The organism is Kineococcus halophytocola (genome assembly GCF_041276425.1).
GTDB lineage: Bacteria > Actinomycetota > Actinomycetes > Actinomycetales > Kineococcaceae > Kineococcus > Kineococcus halophytocola.
This window is the reverse complement of record NZ_JBGFTU010000001.1, coordinates 241,076-262,392: the sequence shown is the minus strand read 5'-3', so window position 1 is coordinate 262,392 and position 21,317 is coordinate 241,076. Positions and strand designations below refer to the sequence as shown.

Sequence of the window (21,317 nt, the reverse complement as noted above, 5' to 3'; positions counted from 1 at the left end):
GCGCGGCACCGCGGCAGGCGTACAGTTCCTGCGAATCGTTCCCATCGTCAGGAAGTCGTCGCATGTTGTCGCGCCGCCCCGCCCTCGCCCTCGCCTCCGTCTTGACCGCCACCGCCGTCCTCGGCGCCTGCGGCGACGACGGCAGCGCCTCGTCCTCCTCCACCGCGTCCTCGTCCGCGGACACCGGCCTGAGCATCGTGGCCTCGACGAACGTGTGGGGCTCGGTCGCCTCCTCCATCGCCGGGGACGAGGCCACGGTCACCTCGATCATCGACGACCCCAGCGCCGACCCGCACAGCTACGAGGCGAACACCCGCACCCAGCTCGAACTGTCCCGGGCGACCGTCGTCGTCGAGAACGGCGGCGGGTACGACGACTTCGTCGACACCATGCTCTCGGCCGCCTCGTCCAAGGCGACCGTCCTGAACGCCGTGGACATCTCCGGCAAGGAGGCCGCCGCGGGCGAGGAACTCAACGAGCACGTCTGGTACGACGTCGAGACCGTCCGCAAGGTCGCCCAGGAGATCGAGACCACCCTCGCGAAGGCCTCCCCCGACGACGCCTCGACGTTCGAGGCCAACCTCAAGAGCTTCGACAGCGGCCTGGACACCCTGGAGCAGAAGATCGAGGAGGACAAGGCCTCCACGCAGGGCAAGGCCGTTGCCATCACCGAACCCGTGCCGCTCTACCTGCTCGAGGCCCTCGGCGCCGAGAACAAGACGCCGGAGGAGTTCTCCGAGGCCATCGAGGAGGAGACCGACGTCCCGGTCGACGTGCTGCAGCAGACCCTGGGGCTGTTCACCGGCCGCCAGGTCCAGGCCCTGGTCTACAACGAGCAGACCACCGGCCCGCAGACCGAGCAGGTCCTGGCCGCCGCGAAGGAGAACGACATCGCGGTGGTGCCGGTGACCGAGACGCTGCCCAAGGGCGAGGACTACACGACGTGGATGACGGGGAACGTCGACGCGATCACCGCGGCCCTGAACCGGTCGTGAGGTCGGCACCCTCCGCTCTGCGCCTGAGCGGGGCGTCACTGGCCTACGGCGAGCGCCGGCTCTGGTCCGGGCTCGACCTCGACGTCGCCCCCGGGGAGTTCATCGCCGTCCTGGGGGCCAACGGGGCCGGCAAGTCCAGCCTCCTCAAGGTCGTCCTCGGTCAGCAACCCCTCGAACGCGGGAGCGTCGAGGTCGCCGGTCGGCCCGCGCGGCGCGGTGACCGGCGCATCGGGTACGTCCCGCAGCAGAAGGGTCTGGACCCGGCCACACCGCTGCGCGCCCGCGACTTCGTCCGCCTCGGGCTCGACGGGCACCGGTGGGGGCCGCTGCTTCCGTCCCGGCGGACTCGCGGGACGGTCGACCGCGTGCTGGCCGCCGTGGGGGCCACGGGCTATGCCGACGCCCCCGTGGGCCTGCTCTCCGGCGGGGAACAGCAGCGGTTGCGGGTCGCGCAGAGCATCGTCGGCGACCCCGACCTGCTGCTGGCCGACGAACCCCTGCTGTCCCTGGACCTCAACCACGCCGCGGCGGTGAGCGCGCTGTTCCACGAGTCGCGCCTGCGCACCGGGGCCGCGGTGCTGTTCGTCACGCACGACGTCAACCCCGTCCTGCCGTACGCCGACCGGGTGCTCTACCTGGCCGGTGGGCGGTTCCGCGTCGGCACTCCCGACGCCGTGATGAACTCCGAGACGCTCTCGGAACTCTACGGGTCCCCCGTGGAGGTGCTGCGCTCGGGCGGGCGGCTGCTCGTCGCCGGCGGCGCGGCCCCCAGCGAACACCCTCACGACCCCACTCACGAGGAGGTCTCCTGATGCCCAGCGCGATCGCGTGGGACCGGGTCTTCGACTTCTCCGACTACGGCGCCCTGCTCGAGCTGGTCCACAACTCCCTGTGGGCGGGCGCGCTGCTCGGCCTCATCGGGGGGCTCGTCGGGGTCTTCATCGTCGCGCGCGACCTGCCGTTCGCCGTCCACGGGATCGCCGAGCTCAGCTTCGCCGGGGCCGCGTTCGCCCTGCTCATCGGCGTGAACGTCGTCCTGGGCTCCCTCGTGGGGTCGGTGCTGGCCGCCGTCCTGTTCGGGGTGCTCGGGAACCGGGCCCGCGAGCACAACTCCGCCATCGGCGTCCTCATGCCGTTCGGGCTGGGGCTCGGGGTGCTGTTCCTGGCGCTCTACCAGGGCCGTTCGGCCAACAAGTTCGGGTTGCTGACGGGACAGATCGTCGCCGTGGACAACCCGCAGCTCGTCTCCCTGGCGGTGCTGTCGGTCGTGGTCCTGCTCGCGCTGGTGGTGATGTGGCGGCCCCTGCTGTTCGCCTCCCTCGACCCCGACGTGGCCGCCGCCCGCGGGGTGCCCGTGCGGGCGCTGTCGCCGGTCTTCATGCTCGTGCTGGGCCTGTCGGTGGCGATGAGCGTGCAGATCGTCGGGGCCCTGCTCGTGCTGGCCCTGCTGGTGACCCCGGCCGCCGCCGCCACGCGCGTCAGTTCCTCGCCGTTCGTCGTGCCGCTGCTGTCGGTGGGGTTCGCGCTGACGGCGACGGTGGGCGGGATGCTGCTGTCGCTGGGGTCCTCGGTGCCCATCAGCCCCTACGTCACGACCGTCTCGTTCACGATCTACCTGGTGTGCCGGGTCGTGGCGCGGGTGCGCCGCCCCCCGGCCCGGCCGCAGGCGGCCCGGCCGGTCGTCGCCGAGACGGTCTGACCCTTCCGGGAGGCAGTTCCTCAAGGTGGCTGGAGCGGCTGCCGACACCACGACGTGCCGTCCACGAACGCCCCCTGGTCCGCCCGGTCGGCCTGGGCGTTCGTGGTCCTGGCGCTCGCCGGGGCCGCGGCGTGCCTGCTGGTGCCCGCCCTGCGCCCGACGACCGCCGTCGTGGCCGTGTGCGCGTCCGCCCTGCTCACCCTGGCCGGGACGCTCGTGCACCGGCCCCGGGGGGCCGCGTGGCCGCTGCTCGTCCTCATGATGGCGGTGTGGGCCGCCGGCGTCGTCCTGGTCGGGCACCGGGGCCACCTCGACACGACGTCGACGCTGCTCGTGTGGGCCGGGCAGGCGGCCGCGGTGACGGTCACCGTCCACGTGGCCCGCAGCGGCCGGGCGGACGGACGGTGCCGGGAGACCGCCAGCGCCACCCGCCTCGACCTCGTCGTCATCGGCGCCGTCCTGGCCCTGGCCGCGGCGCAACTGCTCGCGGTCCTGGCCGCCGGTGGCGGCGACGTGACGGGTGTGGTCGTGGCGACGGTGGACGTCGCCCTCCTGGGGGTCCTGCTGCGCTTCGCCCTGACGCGCCGGGGCCTGCCCCCCTCGTCGTGGCTGCTCCTGCTGGCGGCGTGCCTGACCGTCGCGTACGACCTGGGCTCGGCGCTGCAGGGCCGGCGCCTGGCCCTGCCGGGGGAACCGGAGCAGGCCCTGGGCGTGCTCTGCCTCGCGCTGCCGGCCGCCGCGGCGCTGCACCCCTCGATGGTGCTCGCCTTCTCCGAGCGCACCTTCGCGCGCCGGCGCCGGCCCTCCGGGGCGCTGCTGGGGATGCTGCCCCTCGTCCTGGTGCCGGGCGGCACCTGGTGGGTGGCGCAGACCGCCGGGGTTCCCGGGCTGCCCGGCTGGGCCTTCCCCGCGACCGGCGCCCTCATCGCCGGGTTGTGCCTGCTGCGCGCCGCGCAGGCCCTGCGCACCAGCGAGCACCTCGCCGAGCACGACCCGCTGACCGACCTCGCCAACCGGCGCGGGCTGGCCCGGGCCTTCGAGGAGCGCGACGAGCGCACCGCCCACAGCCTCCTGCTCGTCGACCTCGACCAGTTCAAGCAGGTCAACGACACCCACGGCCACGACGCGGGCGACGCCCTGCTGCTGCAGGTCCGCGACCGGTTCCTGGCCGCCACCGGCCGCCGCGGTCTGCTCGCGCGGCTGGGCGGGGACGAGTTCGTCGTCCTCACCCCCGCGAGCGGGGCCCGGCCCGTGGCCGACGCGCTGCTGCACGCGCTCGCCGCGCCCGTCGTCCTGGACCACCTCGTCCTGCGGGTGGGGGCCAGCATCGGCATCGCGCACGAGGACGGCACCCAGGGCGGTACCGGCACCCCCGGGCCGGCCCGCCTCGCCGACCTGCTCACGCACGCCGACGTGGCGATGTACACCGCGAAGGGTTCCGGGGGCGGCCGGGCGGTCGTGTTCCGGCCCGAGATGCGCTCGGCGGTGGCGCACCGCTACACCCTCGGCGGGGAGATCCGCCAGCTCCTGGCGGGCCGGGCCCACGAGGTCGGCGCGCTGGAGATCCACTACCAGCCGCTCGTGGACCTCGCCTCGGGCGGGTGCGTGGGGGCCGAGGCCCTCGTCCGCTGGCGCCACCCGCGCCAGGGCCTGCTGGCCCCGGACCGCTTCCTCGACCTCGTCACCGACAACGACCTCGACGTCGCGCTCGACGCCGCGGTGCTCGAGGAGGTCCTGGACCAGGTGGTCCGCTGGCGCGAGGAGGGCCGGGCCCTGCTGCCCGTCAGCGTCAACCTGACCCCGGACAGCCTGCGCGAACCGGACCTGGCCGACCGGGTGCTCGCGGCCCTGGCCCGCGCGCGCGTCGCCCCGTCGCTGCTGCACCTGGAGATCACCGAGCACGAACGGCTGCACGAGGACGGCCCCGCGACGCGGACCCTGGGCCTGCTCGACGACGCCGGCGTGCACGTCCACCTCGACGACTACGGGACGGGCTGGACGTCGCTGGACTACCTCAGCCGCTTCCCCGTGCGCCTGCTCAAGCTGGACCGCTCGGTGGTCGCGGCGAGCTCCGACCACGACGCACCCCTGGTGGCGGGGGTGCAGGCGATGGCCGACGCCCTCGACCTCGACGTGCTGGCCGAGGGCGTCGAGACGGCCGCCCAGCGCGAGCAGCTGCTGCGGCTCGGGGTCCGCTACGGCCAGGGCTACCTGTTCAGCCGCCCCCTGCCGGCGCGCGAGTTCGCCGACGCCTTCCTACCCCGGCCGGCGACCGCGACCTCGCAGCACCTGCCCACTGGGTAGCCTCCGGGCATGCCGCACCTGTTGCACCTGGACTCCTCCGCCGACCTGGCGACGTCGCGCTCGCGCGCCCTGACGGCGGCCTTCGCGGAGGCCTGGACCGCTCGCGGGGACGGGTTCACCGTGACCCACCGCGACCTGCACCGCGACCCGCTGCCGCACTTCGCCACGAACGAGCAGCACTGGCCCGCCGCGGACCGCCTGCCCGGGGCGCAGGTCCCCGCCGACCAGGACGCGCTGACGGCGCGGATCCACGACGAACTGCTCGCCGCCGACGTCCTCCTCGTGGGCGCCCCGCTCTACAACTACACGGTGCCCTCGACGCTGAAGGTGTGGCTCGACCACGTCCACATCCCCGGTGCGCTGGCCGGGGAGGGTTCCCAGCCCCTGGCGGGCCGGCCCGCCGTCGTCGTCAGTTCCCGGGGCGCCACCTACGACGCGGGCAGCCCCACCGAGGGCTGGGACCACGGCGTCCCCGTCCTGCGGATCGTCCTGGGGAACTCCCTGGGCATGGACGTCCACGTCGTGCAGACCAGCGCGACGCTGGCCGACCGGCTGCCCGAGCTGGCCGGTCTGCGCGAGCGCGGCGACGCCGAGTTCGCCGCCGCGCGCGAGGCCGCGCAGGAGCTCGCGCGCCGGCTCTGACCGTTCCCGGGGTGGGGTCGCGGACACGGTCGGCCCCGTGCTGCCACCATGTCCGGGTGGACCACGACGCCGTGCGCAGGGCCGAGCCGGACGACCTGTTCCTGCTGCCGGACGTCGAGGGTTCCGGGGACGCGATGTTCGAGGCGATCGGGGTGCCGCTGCCCCCGGAGAACGGGTCGGTGGCGGACCTGCGGGCCGCGGCCTGCGTGTTCGTCGTCGGCCGCCCGCCGGTCGGTTTCGCCCGCATCGACGTCGTGGACGGGTCCGCCCACCTGGAGCAGTTGTCGGTGCGCCCCGAGCACGGCGGTCGGGGGCTGGGCGCGGCACTGCTGGCGGCGACCCTGGACTGGGCCCGGGAGCAGGGTTTCGGCCAGGTGACGCTCACGACGTTCCCCGACGTGGCGTGGAACGGCCCGTTCTACCGTCGGCGCGGGTTCGTGCCCCACCCCGGACCCGGGCCGGAGCTGCGGGGCATCCGGGACAGGGAGGTCGCCGCCGGCCTGGACGACCACGCCCGCCGGGAAGTCCTCGTCCACCACCTGACCTGAGGGGTCCGGGGCACGGCGGGCCGGGTGGACGCGGTGCGACCCCGAACGGTTCACACCGGTTCACCGAGCAGGAGCTGTTCGGGCGGTGCGGCGCGGTCGATCGTGGTCACCGCACCCGACAGGGCCCGCAGCAGGGTGGTTCGCGGGGCGTCGGGCAGGTCCGGCGTCCTCGACCGGTCGAGCAGCGAATCCCGGGCGGCGGCGAGGTCCAGGTGACCCGCCTGCACGCAGGACCACCTCCACCTCGGACGTCCGGACCAGGACGAGGCTGCTCGCCGGTGCAGCGCGCCCCACGACCTCGCACCGGCCCCGGTGGCGCCGAGACGACGTCGGCGCGAGGAGCGGGCCTGATCAGTGGCCCGCCCACGAGTGGCCCATCGTCGTCTGCATGACGAGGTCCAGCGCGTAGTCCGGCCACCACGTGCCGGCGGCGGGTTCGCCGGGACGGCAACTGCCGTCGGAGTCACCGGGCACCTTGATCCACAGGTACGCGTCGGTCCGGTCCTGCCCGGTGTCGCCGGTGGGTGCCGGGCCGAGGCTGCGCCCGCGCGGGTTGCACCAGTTCAGGCCCGAGTCGTCACCGGTGTCCGGGCCGACGCCGTTGCGCGAGGTGTCCACCACGAAACGGGCACCCCCGAGCCGGTCGGAGAGCCGGCGCCCGAAGGCGTCGCTGTCCTGCGTCGACTGGAAGTTGGAGACGTTGACGGCGAAACCGGCCGCCTGCTCGACGCCGGAGGCGCGCAGGGCGTCGGCGAGCGCCGCCTCGTCCTGCGCCCACCCGGGGTTGCCGGCGTCGAGGTAGACGAGGGTCCCCGCGCCCGCGCCGAGGATCTCGACCGCCTGGCGCAGGAGGGCGTAGCGGTCCTGCGGTTGCTCGCCACGCACGGCGAGGCACCCGTCCAGCGCCTGGGCGACGGCGTCGGGTTCGAGGACGACCACGGCGGGTCGGTCGCCCACCCCCGCCGCCAGGGACCGCACCCAGTCCAGGTAGGTGGCGCCGTCGGGAGCCCCGCCGTCGGAGTAGAGCCCGCAGTCCCGGCCCGGGACGTCGTAGGCCACCAGGACCGGGACCTGCCCGGCCGCCTGGGCGGCTGTGGTCAGTTCCGCGGCCCGCGCGGCGGGGTCCTCGCCGCCGGCGAACCAGACCGCCGTCGGCACCGCGGCCAACCGGCGCAACCACACGGCCCGGGCATCGCCGGCCGCGTCCCACTCGCGCAGCTGCTGGGGAGCGTGCCCGGTCGGGTCGGCGTAGAACTCCGCGCCGGCGAGGGGACTGCGGGGGGCCGGGCTCGACGGGTCGCCGGAGGGCTGACCGCCGCTGCGGTCACCGTCCGGGAGCAGGGAGGAGGCAGCGGCGGTGGAACCGGTGGCCACGAGCAGCCCCGCCGCGGCGAGCGTGACCCACCGACGCCCGGACCACCGCGGTCGGCGTCCTGCGTCCAGCACGGGCCGGCCGGCACGGGTGCTGTGACGACCGTCGAGACGGCGTCCAGCGCGGGGACGGAGCACGGCGGGAGCCTCCGGGGCGACGGGCCGGGGGTTCCGGCGGGAACGGGGGTCGACGCACGCCGACGGGAACGGCTCGGGACGAGGGAACGGTGGTGCGTCGTGGGAAGAGGATGACGCCTGGACCGCGAGGCGCGGAGCCGGAACCACCCCGACTGGAGCATCGAGGAGCCACGACGTGACGCCTGTGGAGCCTAACACCGCGACGGACGGTGACGAAGGTTTCGGCGCGCACCAGAAAACCACCCCCCGTGACATTGCATGAGCAGCGAGTCAATTCTCCGGCGAACAGGTGTTCCCGGTGTAACGAGCCGTCCCCGCAGGACGATGATGGGGACGTTGCACTGAGGAAAAACCGGTTGCGACACAAAGGATCTGTAGCCATCCGGTGACTCCGAGTAACAAACGGCCCGCTGACGACGCCGCCACCTCGACGGTCGACGTCGCGGCGGGCGGCGTGACCTCGGGTCCGGGTCCGACCGCACCACACGTCCCGGGGGGAAAGTTGTCGAACGTCGCACCGGCGCACGCCGCCGAGGGGGTGCGCCCCGCCGAGCACGCCGCGCCCGACCACAGCCTCATCGCCGGCCCGGTCGAGGAACCCGCAGCGGGGCCGGGCGGGTTCCGGTTGCGCTGGCGGCACCTGAGCGGCCACCACGGCCGACACCGCCGCACCCTGCTGCTGGCCGTCCTCAACATCTGCTTCGAACTGGGTTTCGCCGTCTGGTTGCTCTGGCCGACCCACTACCCGCGGGTCGTCGACAGCACACCCCTGCTGGTCGCGAACATCGCGGTCATCTGCGCCGTCGCCACCGTGGAACTACTGCGGCTGGTGAACGTCGTGTCCCTGTCCGTCGCCTCGGTCATCGCCCGCGACCCCGTTCCGGTCACCGCCCCGCGGGACCTGCGCCTGGCCTTCGTGACGAGTTTCGTCCCCGGCAAGGAACCCCTGGAGATGCTCGAAGGCACGCTGCGCTCGATCCGCGCGGTGCAGGACCCCGCGGGCGGCGGCATCGACAGCTGGGTCCTGGACGAGGGGAACGATCCCCAGGTCCGCGCGCTGTGCGCCGACCTGGGCGTGCACCACTTCAGCCGGCACGGCATCGACCGCTACAACCAGCCGCGCGGCACGTACAAGGCCAGGAGCAAGCACGGGAACTACAACGCGTGGTTCGACGCCGTCGGGTACGAGCGCTACGACGTGATGCTGTCGGTGGACACCGACCACCGACCCACGCCCAACTACGCCGAACGCATCCTGGGCCCGTTCCACGACCCGGACGTCGCCTTCGTCGTCGGTCCCCAGGACTACGGCAACAGCGCCGCGGGGTTCGTCCCCATGGGGGCCGAGAGCCAGCAGTTCCCCTTCCACTCCGTCATCCAGCGCGCCGCGAACACCTACAGCGCCGCCATGCTCGTCGGGACGAACAACGCGATGCGCCTGTCGGCCCTGCGGGCGATCGGCGGCCTGAAGGACTCGGTCACCGAGGACATGGCCACCGGCCTGGTGTTCCACACGAGCAGGAACCCGGCGACCGGCCGCCGCTGGCGGTCGGCCTACACTCCGGACGTCCTGGCCGTCGGGGAGGGCCCGACGTCCTGGGGAGACTTCTTCAGCCAGCAGGACCGCTGGTCCCGCGGGACGTTCGAGGTCCTCCTCAAGGACATGTGGCGACTGGCCTGGAAGCTGCGGCCCGGGCACCTGCTGCACTACTCCCTCATCACGACGTTCTACCCGTCGATGGCGATCGCCTGGCTGCTGGGAGCGGTCTGCGTCATGGTGCAGGCGGTCGTGGGCGCCGGCGGGCTGAGCGTGCCCCCGCAGATCTGGCTCGCCCTCTTCCTCGACGCAACGCTGTTCCAGCTCTGGCTGTACGTCGCCAACCGCCGCTACAACGTCAGCCCCTTCGAGCGGCAGGGTTCGTTCGGCCTGTCGGGGATGCTGATGTCGGTCTTCGCCGCGCCGATCTACGCGGGGTCGTTCCTCAAGACGGTGTTCCGCCGCCCGGCCAAGTTCGCCGTCACCCCCAAGGGTGGGCAGGCCGGGGTCGACGGGTGGTTCACGTTCCGCATCCAGCTGTTCTGGCTCGCCTGGTTCTCGGTCGCCGTCGTCCTGTCGCTGGTCCTGGGCCACGCGACCCCGGCGTCGCTGCTGTGGCCGCTGGTGTCGACGGCGGTGCTGATCGCTCCCGTGCTCATCGCCCGACGCGAACGCCGGTCCTCGGCGCGGCTGCCGGACGACCCGACCGGACCCACCGTCCTCGACCTGCGCTCCGGGCACGTCACCCCCGTCCCCCGCCGGCCGGTGCCCGCCCTGGCCACCACCGCCCTCACCGCCACCACCCTGGAGATCTCGTGACCATCCGCACCCCGCACCTGACCGGCAGACGACGACGAGTCCTGCTCGCCGGTCTGGCGACCGTGGGACTGCTGGCCGTGAACGCTGGTCCCGCCGTCGGGGGCGCCCGGTCCGCGTACACGGCGGTGGAGGTCCGCACGAACGGGTACAAGGCCGCCAACGGCTCGTGGTCGACGCTGGACATGCCGGCCGACGTCCACATCAACGCGATCCACGCCGCGCTGCTGAACACCGGCAAGGTGCTCATCATCGCCGGGTCGGGCAACGACCGGGAGAACTTCGCGGCAGGCACGTTCCGATCCATCGTGTGGGACCCGGCGGGGAACACGTTCGAGGAGATCCCCACCCCGGAGGACATGTTCTGCTCCGGGCACGCCTTCCTGCCCGACGGGCGCCTCGTCGTGGCCGGCGGCACGCAGCGGTACGAGATCCTCGAGGGCGACGTCACCCACGCCGCCGGCGCCATGACGGTGAAGAACGAGAACCCCGACTCCGCGCCGCTGGAGTTCGCCGAGGGTACGCGGTTCACCTCCCCGGACGGTCACGTCTACCAGGCCACGAACGCCTTCACCCTGCCGCCGGCCACCAAGGTGGACCACGGCGGGGGCGACGTGATGATCCACGCCAGTGAGGTCGTCGTCTGGGTCGAGGCCCTGGAGGCGGGCACCGGTCCGGTGACCCTGCAGCGCGCGCAGTACGCCGTCGGCGGCCTCAGCGGGTCCCAGGCCGACGACGTCTACGGCCTGGCCGAGAAGATGACCCTCGACAAGCAGGACTACCAGGGCACCCAGACCACGTACGTCTTCGACCCCAGGACCGAGAGGTACGACCGGGTCGCGGACATGAAGTACAAGCGCTGGTACCCGACGGTCGTGGCCCTGCAGGACGGCAGCCTGCTGGCGAACTCCGGGCTGGACGGCACCGGCCAGGTCCTCACGGGCCAGACCGAGGTGTTCGACCCGAAGACGATGACGTGGGCCGAGCGCGTCGACCTCACGCGGTACTTCCCGACGTACCCGTGGTTGTACCCCATGGCCGACGGGCGGTTGTTCTACAGCGGGTCCAACACCGGGTACGGGCCGGCCGACGCCGGCCGCACCCCTGGCGTGTGGGACCTGACCGACAACACCTTCGACCCGGTTCCCGGACTGGCGGACGCCGACCAGCTCGAGACGAGCGGCTCGGTCATGCTGCCACCGGTCCAGGACCAGACGGCGATGATCGTCGGTGGGGGCGGTGTCGGTGAATCCCCGAAGTCCTCCGCCCGCACGGCCACGGTCGACCTGACGGCCGCGGACCCGCACTACGTCACGGGTCCCTCGCTCCCGGAGGGCACCCGCTACCCCAACCTGGTCAACCTGCCCGACGACCAGACCCTCATCACGGGCGGCTCGAAGGACTACCGCGGCAAGGGCGACAGCGACAACCGCACCAGCCTGCTCTACGACGCCGCGACGGGCGCGATGCGCCAGGTGGCCTCCCAACGGGTCGGGCGGGACTACCACACCGAGGCGCTGCTGCTGCCCGACGGCCGCGTCGTCGTCCTCGGTTCCAACCCGCTCTTCGCCGACGAGGACAACACCGTCCCCGCCGACTTCGAACAGCGCATCGAGGTCTACTCCCCGCCGTACCTGTTCGACGGGACGCAGCCGGCGCTCACAGCCGGGCCGGACGAGATCAGGCGGGGTGGCACGGCGACCTTCACCCTCGGGGGCGACGAACGCGTCGCCACGGCCAAGCTCATGCGCCCCAGCGCGGTCACCCACTCGACCGACGTCGAGCAGCGCACCGTCGCCCTCGAGGTGGAGCGCACCGGGGACCAGCTCACCGTCGGGGTGCCCGGGGAGGCCGGCATCGTCCCGGACGGCTGGTACATGCTCTTCGTGACGACCGCGGCCGGCGTCCCCTCCCAGGCGAAGTGGGTGCACGTCTCCGGGCCGGCCTGACCGACCGGCACCCCGTCCCGACGACGCCCCTCCGCCTCACCGGCGGCGGGGCGTTGTCGTCCCTCGACCCCTGTGCATTGACATTGAGTAAGTGCTTGACTACATGGCGTGAAGACCAGGAGGGGCAGAACCGCCGCACCCACCGCGTCCCGCCCCCGGACCCGCGTCGGTCTCCTGGGAGCCGCGGGCGCCGTCGCGCTGCTCGCGGCCACGCTCGCCGCCGCTCCGTCCGCGAGCGCCGGGGCCGGCCTCGAGGTGCTGCGAGGGTCCCGGGTCCTCGCCGCACCCACCGTCGTCGCCGGGACCACCGCCGGGGCGGGTCTGGAGGTCGTGGCCGCCCGGGAGGCCGAGACGCTCTCGCTCGCCTCGACCCTCGGACGGGTCCAGCCCCACCCCGGGGCATCCGCCGGTGCCGAGCTGCTGATCTGGACGAACGGCACCGCCAACGGGACCGTGCAGTTGCCGCGGGCCGCGACGCACCTGCAGGTCGTCTGGCGCGGGGACCAGTGCCAGGGCGCCCCGAACGCCACCGTCGACGTCGACGGGAAGCGGGTCGCCACGACCACCGTCACGTCCACCACCTTCACGACCCTGACGGTGAGAGGGAACTGGGCGGCCGGCAGCCACCGGGTCGCGGTGGGCTTCACCAACGACCACCAGGCGGGGTGCGACCGCAACCTGCGCCTCGACGAGCTCACCTTCGCCGCCGCGCCCGTGGTGACCAGCCCCACCCCGCTCCCAGTGGGGTCGAACCCGTTGGCCGGTGCCCGGTTCTGGGTCGACCCCGACTCGAACGCGCGCCGCGAGGCGACGAGGAGCACCGGTTCGACGGCGGCCGCCTTCGCCAAGATCGCCGATCAGCCCTCCACCGTCTGGCTCGGGGACTGGAACCGCACCCAGGACGTCCGCGGCCGCGTCTCCGACGTCGTCCGGGCAGCCACCGCGGCCGGCACCGTGCCGGTCTTCGCCCTGTACGCCGTCCCCGGTCGCGACTGCGGGAACCACTCCGCCGGCGGCCTGCCCGACGCCGCCGCCTACGGCGCCTGGATCCGGGAGGTCGCAGCGGGGATCGGGACGAGCAGGGTCGTCGTCGTCCTCGAACCCGACGCCCTGGCGCAGTACGACTGCCTGCCCCCCACCGCCCGTGGGGTCCGCAGCGCGGTGCTGCGCGACGCCGTCGGGGTCCTCGCCGGGGCCCCGGGCGCCGTGACGTACCTGGACGCCGGGACCTCGCGCTGGATCCCCGCCGACACGATGGCCCAGCGGCTGCGCGAGGCCGGGGTGGGCCAGGCGCGCGGTTTCGCGCTCAACGTCTCCAACTTCGGGACCACCGACCAGGAGGCCGCCTACGGCGCCCGGCTCTCGTCCCTGCTCGGCGGTGCGTCCTACGTCGTGGACACCAGCCGCAACGGCAACGGCACGGACGGGACCTGGTGCAACCCGCCCGGACGCGCGCTCGGTGCCCCGCCCACCGCTTCCACAGGCCGCCCGAACCTCGACGCCCTGCTGTGGGTCAAGCGCGTCGGGGAGAGCGACGGGGAGTGCGGACGTGGCGAGCCGGCAGCAGGGACGTGGTGGCCCTCCTACGCCCTCGGGTTGGCGCAACGCGCCAGGTGGTGACGAGTCGGGTAGCACCGGGCCGCTGCCACCCACCGACCCACACCCCACCACGACGGAGGCAGGTTCTCACCGCCCGGACACAGCAGCAGAGGTGGAACCACGACCTGCGTCGTTCCAGTTGCGCCGGGCGTCTCAGGTGGGCAGCGGCTGGGAGAGGAGAGCCCCGAAAGATTCTTCGCTGATGACGGGGATGCCGTACTGACGGGCTCTGCGCGCCTTCCCCGACAGCGAGTCCGGATCTGCAGCCACTACGGCGTCGACCTTCTTGGTCACCCTCTCCGCAACTCGGAACCCGGCGCGCTCTGCCATCTCGACGTACTCCTCACGCGAGTACCTCATCTGCCCGGTGAGCACGATGGAGCTTCCGAGAGGAAGACGAACAGCTCGCGTCGAGGCCGCATCGATCTGGTGCGGCGGGGTGCGATGGGCGACGGGTCGACGATGCGCCTCCCTGGCCGTGCGGTGGGCGGGGATCACCCCCAGCCAGGGGGCCGATGCCGCGCGGCGGTAGAACGAGGTCCACGCAGCACCTGGTTCCGCGCAACGCAAGCAGTGACGAAGGAGCGCGGCAGCTGTGTGTGCGTCCGCCAGAGCCATGTGGGCGTCGACGTGGGAGATCCCCGCCGCCTGCGCGCACGCCGTGAGGCTGCGTCCATCGGCGAACAGGTACTGGTCGCTCAACTCCATCGTGCAAAGCCCTGGGGCTTCGACGACGGGGGCCCTGACCCCCGCCCGTCGAAATTCCGCGTCGATGAACCGGACGTCGAAGGGGAGATTGTGCGCCACCAGGACACGTCCGGCGAGGCGATCGACGAGATGCCCCATGATCTGGTCGAAGGTCGGTGCTGCGGCCGCCTCCGCGGCACGGATGCGGTGGATGTGCTGAGGTCCCATGTCGCGGTGGGGGTTGAGGAGCGTGTGCCACTCCTCTTCCACTGCCCCTCCCGGATCGACCTGCACGACTGCGACCTCGACGACACGGTCAGTCCCATTGGCGTGGAAGCCCGTCGTCTCCACGTCGATGACGGCGTACCCGAGCACGTCGACCCCCTCTCGTGATCACCCCTCGACGAGGGGTGTCACCGAGAAGTCGAACGGCGTCGCAGAGACCTTGAGGTGGCAGTCCAGCCACGCCGGTGCGATCACCCGAACAGCCGGTCCCGCCGGTGGACGGAGGTACTTCCGACGCATCCTGCTGACCTCGGTGTCACGCCACAAGTCCCCGGCAGCGGCCAGGACCTGGGCTTGCTGAAGCGCCTCACCGACCTCGGCGGTGCGGCCGGGACGAGGGCGAATCCGGTAGGCGGTCAGCAGGGTCGCCAAGTCTGAGCCGGCGGGACATCGTGGGAGGTCCAAATCGTAGCTCAGGGTCGCCAACTTCGACGTCGCCCGCGTCTGCTGATGACGCACTCCTTCCGCCATCGCCTCCCGCTCGACAGCGACGAAGCGCTCCACGAGCGCGAGATCCAGCCACGCCTCGGAGTACACCTCAGGCACGACGACCTCGGCCCGGGCGGCGAGGACGTCAAGGACTCGCAGGTCGCGCTCTCGATGATCGGCGGTGCCGCTGACGAGCCGCCGCTCCATTCCGCCCAGCAGTCCTCGGGCGCGCTCCGGGGAGAGGCTGTCCAGGTCATCGATGCGCCAGGCGTTGCTGGGTCGGCCGCTCGGCGTCAATTGCCAGATCGCGACACAAGTCCCGTCCACACCGAAGACGATGTGTCCGTATGCGCCCTCGACGAACTCGACGAGCTGCGGCAGGGATTCCGTGGACGGCATCTCGCGCGTCCTCGCTTTGGTGGTGACTCCAGCCACAGATCGCTCCTCCAGCTCGGTCCCCAGCTCACTCGTCAGCGGTAGAACCATCGACCGTCAGCGCCTGCTTCTTGAGGCTTTCACGCGGCAGCGCCTCACCAGCACGCTCCGGCGGTGACTTCTCGCACGCGTTCACGACGAAGGGGCTGTCGAGAGCGGACGATCGGAGGGCTGCAACCTCGGGGTCCTCGACCCGTCCGCACGAGGAGGAGGCGTCTCGGCAGGTGATCGCCCGACGCCTCAACGACACGGCGAGGAACACCGCCGCCAGTCCCTTCGTCCAGTGAGCCCGGCACAGCGGACGATGGCCACAGCGGAGGAGATGGCTCGCCAGCTCCGAGCCGGCACCTACGAGGTCCCAGGAAGACCTGGCCGACACCGTCACGAAGCTGCTCCAGACTGATCCGGTTCGATCGCGGATCGCGACCGGTCAGTGGTGGCGCAGCGCTCCGGGCGGCAGGTCCTTGGCGAACCAGAGCTGCGCGTGCGGGTTGTCGTTGTACGGCGCGACCTCCTCGAAACCCGCGGACAGGTAGAGCGAGCGGGCGGCGGTCAACGTCCCGTGCGTGTCCAGGACCAGCCGGGTCGCGCCGCGGTCGCGGGCCCAGTCCTCGCACCAGGTGAGCAACCGCCGGCCCAGACCGGTGCCGCGCGCCTGCGGCGTGACGAACAACCGCTTCACCTCCGCCGCGCCGTCGGGCAGGAAGCGCACCCCGACGCACCCCAGCCGCTCCCCCGCCACGACGAACGCGCCGTGCGGGGCGGTGAGGTCCGTCAGGTCCGACCGCGGCGCACCGCCGCCCAGCGGGAGCCCGGTGACGGCGGCCGTCTCGGCCCAGAACGCGGTGCGCAGGAACCGCCCGGCCGGTCCGCCGGGCGGTTCCTCGTGCAGTTCAGCGACGGTCACCCGTGCATGGTGTCAGCCCTGCCGGGCCTTCCACCGCGGGTTGCGCTTGTTGATGACGAACACCTTCCCGTGCCGCCGGACGACGATGGAACCGTCCTTCTGCTTCAGCGACTTCAGCGACTTGACGACCTTCACAGCCTCACCAGCTCGACTTCGTGACGCCGGGCAGTTCCCCGGCGTGGGCCATCTCGCGCAACCGGACGCGCGAGAGGCCGAACTTGCGCAGGTACCCGCGGGGCCGGCCGTCGGCGGCGTCGCGGTTGCGCAGCCGCGTCGGGCTCGCGTCCCGCGGCAGCTTCTGCAGCGCGAGCTGGGCCGCGGCCCGCTCCTCGGCCGGCAGGTGCGGGTTCGCGACGGTGCGCTTGAGCTCGGCGCGGCGGTCGGCCCAGCGCTCGACGACGGCCCGACGCTGCTCGTTGCGGGCGATCTTGGACGTCTTGGCCATCAGCGCTCCTCGCGGAAGTCGACGTGCTTGCGCGCGACGGGGTCGTACTTGCGGATGACCATGCGGTCGGGGTCGTTGCGGCGGTTCTTGCGGGTCACGTACGTGTACCCGGTCCCCGCGGTCGACCTCAGCTTGATCACCGGACGGACGTCGGCGGTCCTCGCCATCAGATGCGCTCCCCTCGCGCTCGGATCTGCGCCACCACGGACTCGATGCCGCGCTGGTCGATGGTCTTGATGCCCCGTGCCGACACGGTCAGCGTGACCGTGCGGCCCAACGAGGGCACGAAGTACTTCTTGCGCTGGACGTTGGGGTCCCAGCGCCGGTTGGTCCGGCGGTGCGAGTGCGAGACGGACTTGCCGAACCCGGGTTCGGCCCCCGTCACCTGGCATCGAGCCGACACGTCATCTCCTCCTGGTCGCCGTGCGGTCTGTGCAACACTACCGCTACTGACAACCATTCCCGACATTGCTCAGGAGTTCGCCGTGCGCCCCGCGATCCACCCCGTCTACGAAGCCGTCGTCTTCCGCGACAAGTCCGCCGGCACCGCGTTCCTCACCCGCTCGACGATCGTCACGCGCGACCTGCCGACGCTGGAGTGGGAGGACGGCCGCACCTACCCCGTGTGGGACGTCGACGTCTCGGCCGCCAGCCACCCGTTCTGGACCGGGACCGCCCGCGTCCTGGACACCGAGGGCCGCGTGGAGAAGTTCCGCCGCCGCTACGCCCGCCCCTGAACCGGGGAGCGCACCCGCGCCCCTCCGAGGGGCCTCGACCGGCACGCGGTGCGCTCCCCACCCCGGTTGTCCCCACCGACGTCGCCCGGCAGGGTGGAGCCGTGCCCGCACCCGCCGTCGAGGTCGACCGCGTCACCCGGACCTTCGGCCCCGTCACGGCGCTGGACGACGTCAGCCTGCACGTCGAAGCCGGGGAGGCCGTCGGCGTCCTGGGCCCCAACGGCGCCGGGAAGTCGACGCTGCTGTCCCTGCTGGCCGGGTTGCGCCGCCCCGACCGCGGCAGCGTCCGCGTCGCCGGCGGGGACCCCCGCGAACCCCGCGCCCGCGGCCGCCTCGGCGTGACCCCCCAGGCCACCGGCCTGCCGCAGACCCTCACCGTCCGCGAGGTCGTCGACTTCGTCGCCGGCCACCACCGCGACCCCGTCCCCCGGCGGGAGGTCCTGGAACGCTTCGCCCTCACCGACCTCGCCCGGCGGCAGTGCGGCGGGTTGTCCGGGGGGCAGCAGCGGCGCCTGGCCGTGGCCCTCGCCTTCGTCGGCCGTCCGCAGGTGGTGCTGCTCGACGAGCCGACGACCGGGCTGGACGTGCCGGCCCGCCTCGCGCTGTGGGAGGCCGTGCGCGGTTTCGTCGCCGGCGGCGGGACGCTGCTGCTGACCTCGCACCACCTCGAGGAGGTCGAGGCCCTGGCCGACCGGGTCGTCGTCGTCGACCACGGCCGCGTGCTGGTCGCCGGGACCGTCGCGCAGGTGCGCGGGCGCACCGACGTGCGCCGCGTCCGGTTCCGCGCCGCGCACGTGCCCGGCGACCTGCTCGCCGGCGCGGAGGTGCTCGTCCACGACGGCGACCGCGTCGAACTCCTCGTCCCCGACGCCGACGGCCTCGTGCGCGACCTCGTGCGCCGCGACGTGGCGTTCCACGACCTCGAGGTCGCCGCCGCCTCCCTGGAGGAGGCGTTCCTGGCCCTCACCGGAACCCCCGGGGACCGGTCGTGACCGGGGTGACCGGGGTCGCCGGCCCGCTGCGGCTGACGTGGCTGCACACCCGCTACCAGGTGCTGGAGACGCTGCGGGTCCCGGTCGTCGTGGTGAGCACCGCCGTGTTCCCCGCCCTCGTCTTCGCCGTGTTCGTCGTCCCGCAGGCCGGGGGCATGTCCCCGGTCGCGGCGACGGCGGCGACCGCGCAGCTCGCGGTGTTCTCCGCCATGAGCGTGGCGTTGTTCACCCACGGCGCGGGCATCGCCGAGGACCGCGCGCTGCCCTGGGACACGCACCTGCGGACGCTGCCGGTCGGCGCCGCCCCGCGGTTCGTCGCGCGGGTGGTGATGGGGGCGTTCTTCACCGTGCTGGGGCTCGTCCCGCTGGTCCTGGTCTCGGCCCTGCTGACGAGCGCCACCGTCACCCCGGCGCAGTTCCTCCGGGCCCTGCTCGCCCTGCTCGCCGCGGGGGTCCCGCTGCTCGCGCTGGGGTTGGCGATCGGGTACTCCCTGCCCGCCAAGGCGGCGCTGGCCCTGGCCCAGGTCCTCCTGCTGCCGCTGGCCTTCGCGGGCGGGTTGTTCGTGCCACCGGACGGGATGCCCGGCTGGTTGCAGGCGATCTCGGTCTGGACCCCGACGCGCGCGGGCCGGGACCTCGTGACGAGCGCGGTCACCGGCCTGGACGCGGGTACCCACGTCGTGCCCGTGCTCCTGGGCTGGGGCGTGGTCCTGGGCGCCGTGGCCGTCTGGGCGATCCGCCGGGACCAGGGCCGCCGGTTCCACTGACCCGCCCCGGGGTGCGCCCACCCGGGCGAACCGCGGCGCCCGTCGTTCAAGACGGTGGCACCGGGTGCCGACCACCGGACGCATGGGACGGAACCGGTGGCGCTGGCCGCGCCTGGACCGTTCCACCCTCGCCCTGACCACCGTCGTCGACGTGGGCGTGGTCCGCTACCGGCTGGCCAGCGGCATCGCCGCAGCGGTCACGCTCCTCACGCTGTGGCTGGCCGTCGTCAACCGGCTGGACCCCGCCAGCCGGGCCGACGTCCCCTCATCGCCGCCGCGACCCTCGTCTGGGCCGCGGTCGCCGTGTGGTTGGCGGTGCGGTCGGAGGACATCAGCCAGGTCGAAGTGGTCATCGCCCTCGCGATGACGATCTGCGCGCTGACGTCGGTCGGGGCCTTCTCCGGGGTCGCGGTGGAGGCCGCCGTCTGCATGACCGCCCTCGCCGGCGTGCCCATCGTCTGCGTCCTGCTGAGCGGGAGCACGAGGAGCTCGCTGTTCCTCCTCCTCCTCGCGCTGTCCGGTGCGCTCGTGATCGCCTGGGAACAGTCCACGGGGTGGAGCGCGTCGACCCTGTGCGCCTTCGTCTCCAGCAGCGCCGCGGTCGCGACCCCCACCGCGACCCGTTGACGAGGCTGCTGAACCGTCGCGGACTGCGGCTGGAGTTCGAGCGTCTCGTCCGCTCGGGGACGACGGGCCCGAACCACCTGGGCGTCGTCCTCCTGGACCTCGACCACTTCAAGGCCGTCAACGACACCCACGGGCACGCGGTCGGGGACGCCGCCCTGGTGGCCGTGTCGGAGGTGATGCGCCGCACGGCCCGCGAGGGGGACGTCCTGGCCCGCATCGGCGGTGAGGAACTCATCTGGTGCTCGACCTGGGCGGACCCGGCGCAGGCTCTCACGGCCGCGTCCGCGTTGCGCCGCAGGCTCGAGGTCGAGATCCAGGAGGTCGTGGGTTTCCTCGTCACGGCGAGCCTCGGCGTCGCCCTCGTCCCGGCTGCGGAGTGCGGTCCCTCCGACGGGGCGGGGCACCTGCTCGAAACCCTGACCTCCGAGGCGGACAAGGCGGTGTACCTGTCGACGTCGGCGGGCCGCAACACGACGAGCGTCCGGGTGCTCGATCGTGCCGCGGTGAGGGCCGACGCGGCGGACGGGGGGTGAGTCCCGGTGGACCCGCGGGGTCGGCGCGGGCTCTCACCGGGGTTCGTGCGCGACCCCGCCGTCCCCGCACGTCGTCCCGTGCGCGGCCTTGACGACCGGGTCGTCGGCGGACAACCCGGTGCCCACCGTGGTCTGCTCCCCGTTCTGGGCCACGGAGTGCTCGGCGCTGACGTGGACCTCGGTGCGGGTGACGGTGAACGCGTCCCCGTCGGCGACGGCGTTCTCGCCGTACAGGTGCAGCCCGTCGCCCTGCGCCTCGCACGTCAGGCCCGTGCCGTAGGGGGTGAACCCCAGGCTGAAGGAGTACGGGTCCCCCTCCACCCCGCGGACCGGGCCCAGCGACGGGCCCTCGACGCGGTAGACGTACAGCTCCACCGACCGGCCCGTGTCGAGGAGGACGACCGGTGCACCGGAGGCGAGGACGGCCGCGCTCGCCGACGCGGTCTGGGGGGCGGCGGAGGTGAAACCGGTGAAGACCGTCCCGTGCGAGGTCGTCGTGACACCGAGGTTGCGGTGCCCCTCGGCGTCGCCGGCCAGCCACACCGTGTCCGGCCGCCCGTCGCCGTCGAGGTCGACCGTCGTCGCGCTCCCCGCCCCGTCGGGGACCCCGGCGGTGGGGCCGGGGGAACCGGGGGCGGCGGCGCCCGTCGAGGAGGGCGACGCAGGGGTGCTCGTGCCGGTGGACGCGGCGGTGGTGGAGGTGGTGGTGGTGGCGTCGGCCTCGGGGCTGTCCGCGGCGCCCGAGCACCCCGCGGCCAGGGCCAGGGCGGTCAGCGAGGTCAGTGGGGTCAGGGCCAGTCCTCGTGTGCGGCGGGTGCGCATCGTCGTCCTCTCGTTTCTCGAAGCAACCGTTCCAGTCTGCGCCGGAGGACCGC

23 protein-coding genes and 1 pseudogene are annotated in these 21,317 nt (G+C 73.1%); 14 read left to right on the top strand and 10 right to left on the bottom strand.

Annotated features, from left to right (window positions below; all coding sequences use genetic code 11):
• The first annotated feature begins 62 nt into the window (after window positions 1-62).
• From AB2L27_RS01385 to AB2L27_RS01360, 6 genes are read left to right on the top strand one after another with little or no spacing between them, the layout of a single operon-like run.
• Window positions 63-995 (top strand): metal ABC transporter solute-binding protein, Zn/Mn family, encoded by a 933-nt coding sequence (locus tag AB2L27_RS01385; RefSeq protein ID WP_370439660.1) that lies wholly within the window; start codon window positions 63-65, stop codon window positions 993-995.
• Window positions 992-1,807 carry a metal ABC transporter ATP-binding protein gene (locus AB2L27_RS01380; protein ID WP_370439659.1) on the top strand — a complete coding sequence of 272 codons (816 nt, stop codon included), beginning with the start codon at window positions 992-994 and terminating at the stop codon, window positions 1,805-1,807. Before AB2L27_RS01385 ends, AB2L27_RS01380 begins: the two co-directional genes overlap by 4 nt.
• The gene (locus tag AB2L27_RS01375; RefSeq protein WP_370439658.1) at window positions 1,807-2,694 is read left to right on the top strand and encodes a metal ABC transporter permease; all 888 of its coding nucleotides are present in this window, start codon (window positions 1,807-1,809) and stop codon (window positions 2,692-2,694) included. Before AB2L27_RS01380 ends, AB2L27_RS01375 begins: the two co-directional genes overlap by 1 nt.
• A gap of 54 nt (window positions 2,695-2,748) precedes the next feature.
• A complete protein-coding gene (locus AB2L27_RS01370; protein WP_370439657.1) occupies window positions 2,749-4,998 on the top strand; it encodes a putative bifunctional diguanylate cyclase/phosphodiesterase in 2,250 nt (749 codons plus the stop codon).
• Window positions 4,999-5,007: 9 nt separating this feature from the next.
• Window positions 5,008-5,640, top strand: a complete 633-nt coding sequence (locus AB2L27_RS01365) for an FMN-dependent NADH-azoreductase (protein WP_370439656.1) — start codon at window positions 5,008-5,010, stop codon at window positions 5,638-5,640.
• Between the two features lie 56 nt (window positions 5,641-5,696).
• Window positions 5,697-6,188: a GNAT family N-acetyltransferase gene (locus AB2L27_RS01360; RefSeq protein ID WP_370439655.1), complete on the top strand. Its 492-nt coding sequence runs from the start codon at window positions 5,697-5,699 to the stop codon at window positions 6,186-6,188.
• A 50-nt stretch (window positions 6,189-6,238) separates the two neighbouring features.
• Here AB2L27_RS01360 and AB2L27_RS01355 read toward each other — a convergent pair whose 3' ends face one another.
• Both AB2L27_RS01355 and AB2L27_RS01350 read right to left on the bottom strand, forming a co-directional pair.
• Window positions 6,239-6,415: a hypothetical protein gene (locus AB2L27_RS01355; protein WP_370439654.1), complete on the bottom strand. Its 177-nt coding sequence runs from the start codon at window positions 6,413-6,415 to the stop codon at window positions 6,239-6,241.
• A 124-nt stretch (window positions 6,416-6,539) separates the two neighbouring features.
• Window positions 6,540-7,562, bottom strand: a complete 1,023-nt coding sequence (locus tag AB2L27_RS01350; protein ID WP_370439653.1) for a glycoside hydrolase family 6 protein — start codon at window positions 7,560-7,562, stop codon at window positions 6,540-6,542.
• A 637-nt stretch (window positions 7,563-8,199) separates the two neighbouring features.
• Here AB2L27_RS01350 and AB2L27_RS01345 point away from each other — a divergent pair.
• The 3 genes from AB2L27_RS01345 to AB2L27_RS01335 all read left to right on the top strand — a co-directional run bounded on the left by AB2L27_RS01345 (window position 8,200) and on the right by AB2L27_RS01335 (window position 13,619).
• A complete protein-coding gene (locus AB2L27_RS01345; RefSeq protein ID WP_370439652.1) occupies window positions 8,200-10,053 on the top strand; it encodes a glycosyltransferase family 2 protein in 1,854 nt (617 codons plus the stop codon).
• Window positions 10,050-11,999, top strand: a complete 1,950-nt coding sequence (gene glxA / locus AB2L27_RS01340; RefSeq protein ID WP_370439651.1) for a radical copper oxidase GlxA — start codon at window positions 10,050-10,052, stop codon at window positions 11,997-11,999. Before AB2L27_RS01345 ends, glxA begins: the two co-directional genes overlap by 4 nt.
• Before the next feature lie 108 nt (window positions 12,000-12,107).
• Window positions 12,108-13,619 (top strand): glycoside hydrolase family 6 protein, encoded by a 1,512-nt coding sequence (locus AB2L27_RS01335; protein ID WP_370439650.1) that lies wholly within the window; start codon window positions 12,108-12,110, stop codon window positions 13,617-13,619.
• Between the two features lie 132 nt (window positions 13,620-13,751).
• Here the strand turns inward: AB2L27_RS01335 and AB2L27_RS01330 are convergent, their stop codons facing one another.
• The 7 genes from AB2L27_RS01330 to rpmB form a co-directional block, all read right to left on the bottom strand.
• A complete protein-coding gene (locus AB2L27_RS01330) occupies window positions 13,752-14,660 on the bottom strand; it encodes an exonuclease domain-containing protein (RefSeq protein ID WP_370439649.1) in 909 nt (302 codons plus the stop codon).
• An 18-nt stretch (window positions 14,661-14,678) separates the two neighbouring features.
• The gene (locus AB2L27_RS01325) at window positions 14,679-15,434 is read right to left on the bottom strand and encodes a DUF6218 family protein (RefSeq protein ID WP_370439648.1); all 756 of its coding nucleotides are present in this window, start codon (window positions 15,432-15,434) and stop codon (window positions 14,679-14,681) included.
• 430 nt (window positions 15,435-15,864) lie between these two features.
• On the bottom strand, window positions 15,865-16,341 hold the full coding sequence (locus tag AB2L27_RS01320; protein WP_370439647.1) for a GNAT family N-acetyltransferase: 477 nt from the start codon (window positions 16,339-16,341) through the stop codon (window positions 15,865-15,867).
• Between the two features lie 12 nt (window positions 16,342-16,353).
• On the bottom strand, window positions 16,354-16,476 hold the full coding sequence (gene ykgO, locus AB2L27_RS01315; RefSeq protein WP_370439646.1) for a type B 50S ribosomal protein L36: 123 nt from the start codon (window positions 16,474-16,476) through the stop codon (window positions 16,354-16,356).
• Between the two features lie 4 nt (window positions 16,477-16,480).
• A complete protein-coding gene (gene rpsN / locus AB2L27_RS01310; protein WP_370439645.1) occupies window positions 16,481-16,786 on the bottom strand; it encodes a 30S ribosomal protein S14 in 306 nt (101 codons plus the stop codon).
• The gene (gene rpmG, locus AB2L27_RS01305) at window positions 16,786-16,953 is read right to left on the bottom strand and encodes a 50S ribosomal protein L33 (RefSeq protein WP_370439644.1); all 168 of its coding nucleotides are present in this window, start codon (window positions 16,951-16,953) and stop codon (window positions 16,786-16,788) included. Before rpmG ends, rpsN begins: the two co-directional genes overlap by 1 nt.
• Window positions 16,953-17,189 carry a 50S ribosomal protein L28 gene (gene rpmB, locus AB2L27_RS01300; protein WP_370439643.1) on the bottom strand — a complete coding sequence of 79 codons (237 nt, stop codon included), beginning with the start codon at window positions 17,187-17,189 and terminating at the stop codon, window positions 16,953-16,955. Before rpmB ends, rpmG begins: the two co-directional genes overlap by 1 nt.
• A gap of 82 nt (window positions 17,190-17,271) precedes the next feature.
• On the opposite strand from rpmB, the gene AB2L27_RS01295 reads away from it, so the two are divergent.
• From AB2L27_RS01295 to AB2L27_RS01275, 5 genes and pseudogenes are all read left to right on the top strand, one after another.
• Entirely contained in the window at window positions 17,272-17,523 is a 252-nt protein-coding gene (locus AB2L27_RS01295) for a type B 50S ribosomal protein L31 (RefSeq protein ID WP_370439642.1), read from the top strand.
• A 173-nt stretch (window positions 17,524-17,696) separates the two neighbouring features.
• A pseudogene (locus tag AB2L27_RS01290) lies at window positions 17,697-18,515 on the top strand (ABC transporter ATP-binding protein); the annotation flags it as partial.
• Window positions 18,512-19,282: an ABC transporter permease gene (locus tag AB2L27_RS01285; protein ID WP_370439640.1), complete on the top strand. Its 771-nt coding sequence runs from the start codon at window positions 18,512-18,514 to the stop codon at window positions 19,280-19,282. The pseudogene AB2L27_RS01290 and the gene AB2L27_RS01285, both read left to right, overlap by 4 nt.
• 213 nt (window positions 19,283-19,495) lie before the next feature.
• Window positions 19,496-19,909 carry a hypothetical protein gene (locus tag AB2L27_RS01280; RefSeq protein ID WP_370439639.1) on the top strand — a complete coding sequence of 138 codons (414 nt, stop codon included), beginning with the start codon at window positions 19,496-19,498 and terminating at the stop codon, window positions 19,907-19,909.
• Window positions 19,906-20,442, top strand: a complete 537-nt coding sequence (locus AB2L27_RS01275) for a GGDEF domain-containing protein (protein ID WP_370439638.1) — start codon at window positions 19,906-19,908, stop codon at window positions 20,440-20,442. The genes AB2L27_RS01280 and AB2L27_RS01275 overlap by 4 nt, the downstream gene beginning before the upstream one ends.
• Before the next feature lie 33 nt (window positions 20,443-20,475).
• On the opposite strand, the gene AB2L27_RS01270 is transcribed toward AB2L27_RS01275, so the two are convergent.
• Window positions 20,476-21,264, bottom strand: coding sequence for a hypothetical protein (locus tag AB2L27_RS01270; protein ID WP_370439637.1), 789 nt, complete (start codon window positions 21,262-21,264; stop codon window positions 20,476-20,478).
• Window positions 21,265-21,317: the final 53 nt, after the last annotated feature.

Coding starts and splice junctions, on each gene's coding strand:
- AB2L27_RS01385 (WP_370439660.1), top strand. CDS start 63: ATGTTGTCGCGCCGCCCCGCCCTCGCCCTCGCCTCCGTCTTGACCGCC.
- AB2L27_RS01375 (WP_370439658.1), top strand. CDS start 1,807: ATGCCCAGCGCGATCGCGTGGGACCGGGTCTTCGACTTCTCCGACTAC.
- AB2L27_RS01365 (WP_370439656.1), top strand. CDS start 5,008: ATGCCGCACCTGTTGCACCTGGACTCCTCCGCCGACCTGGCGACGTCG.
- rpsN (WP_370439645.1), bottom strand. CDS start 16,786: ATGGCCAAGACGTCCAAGATCGCCCGCAACGAGCAGCGTCGGGCCGTC.
- rpmG (WP_370439644.1), bottom strand. CDS start 16,953: ATGGCGAGGACCGCCGACGTCCGTCCGGTGATCAAGCTGAGGTCGACC.
- AB2L27_RS01270 (WP_370439637.1), bottom strand. CDS start 21,264: ATGCGCACCCGCCGCACACGAGGACTGGCCCTGACCCCACTGACCTCG.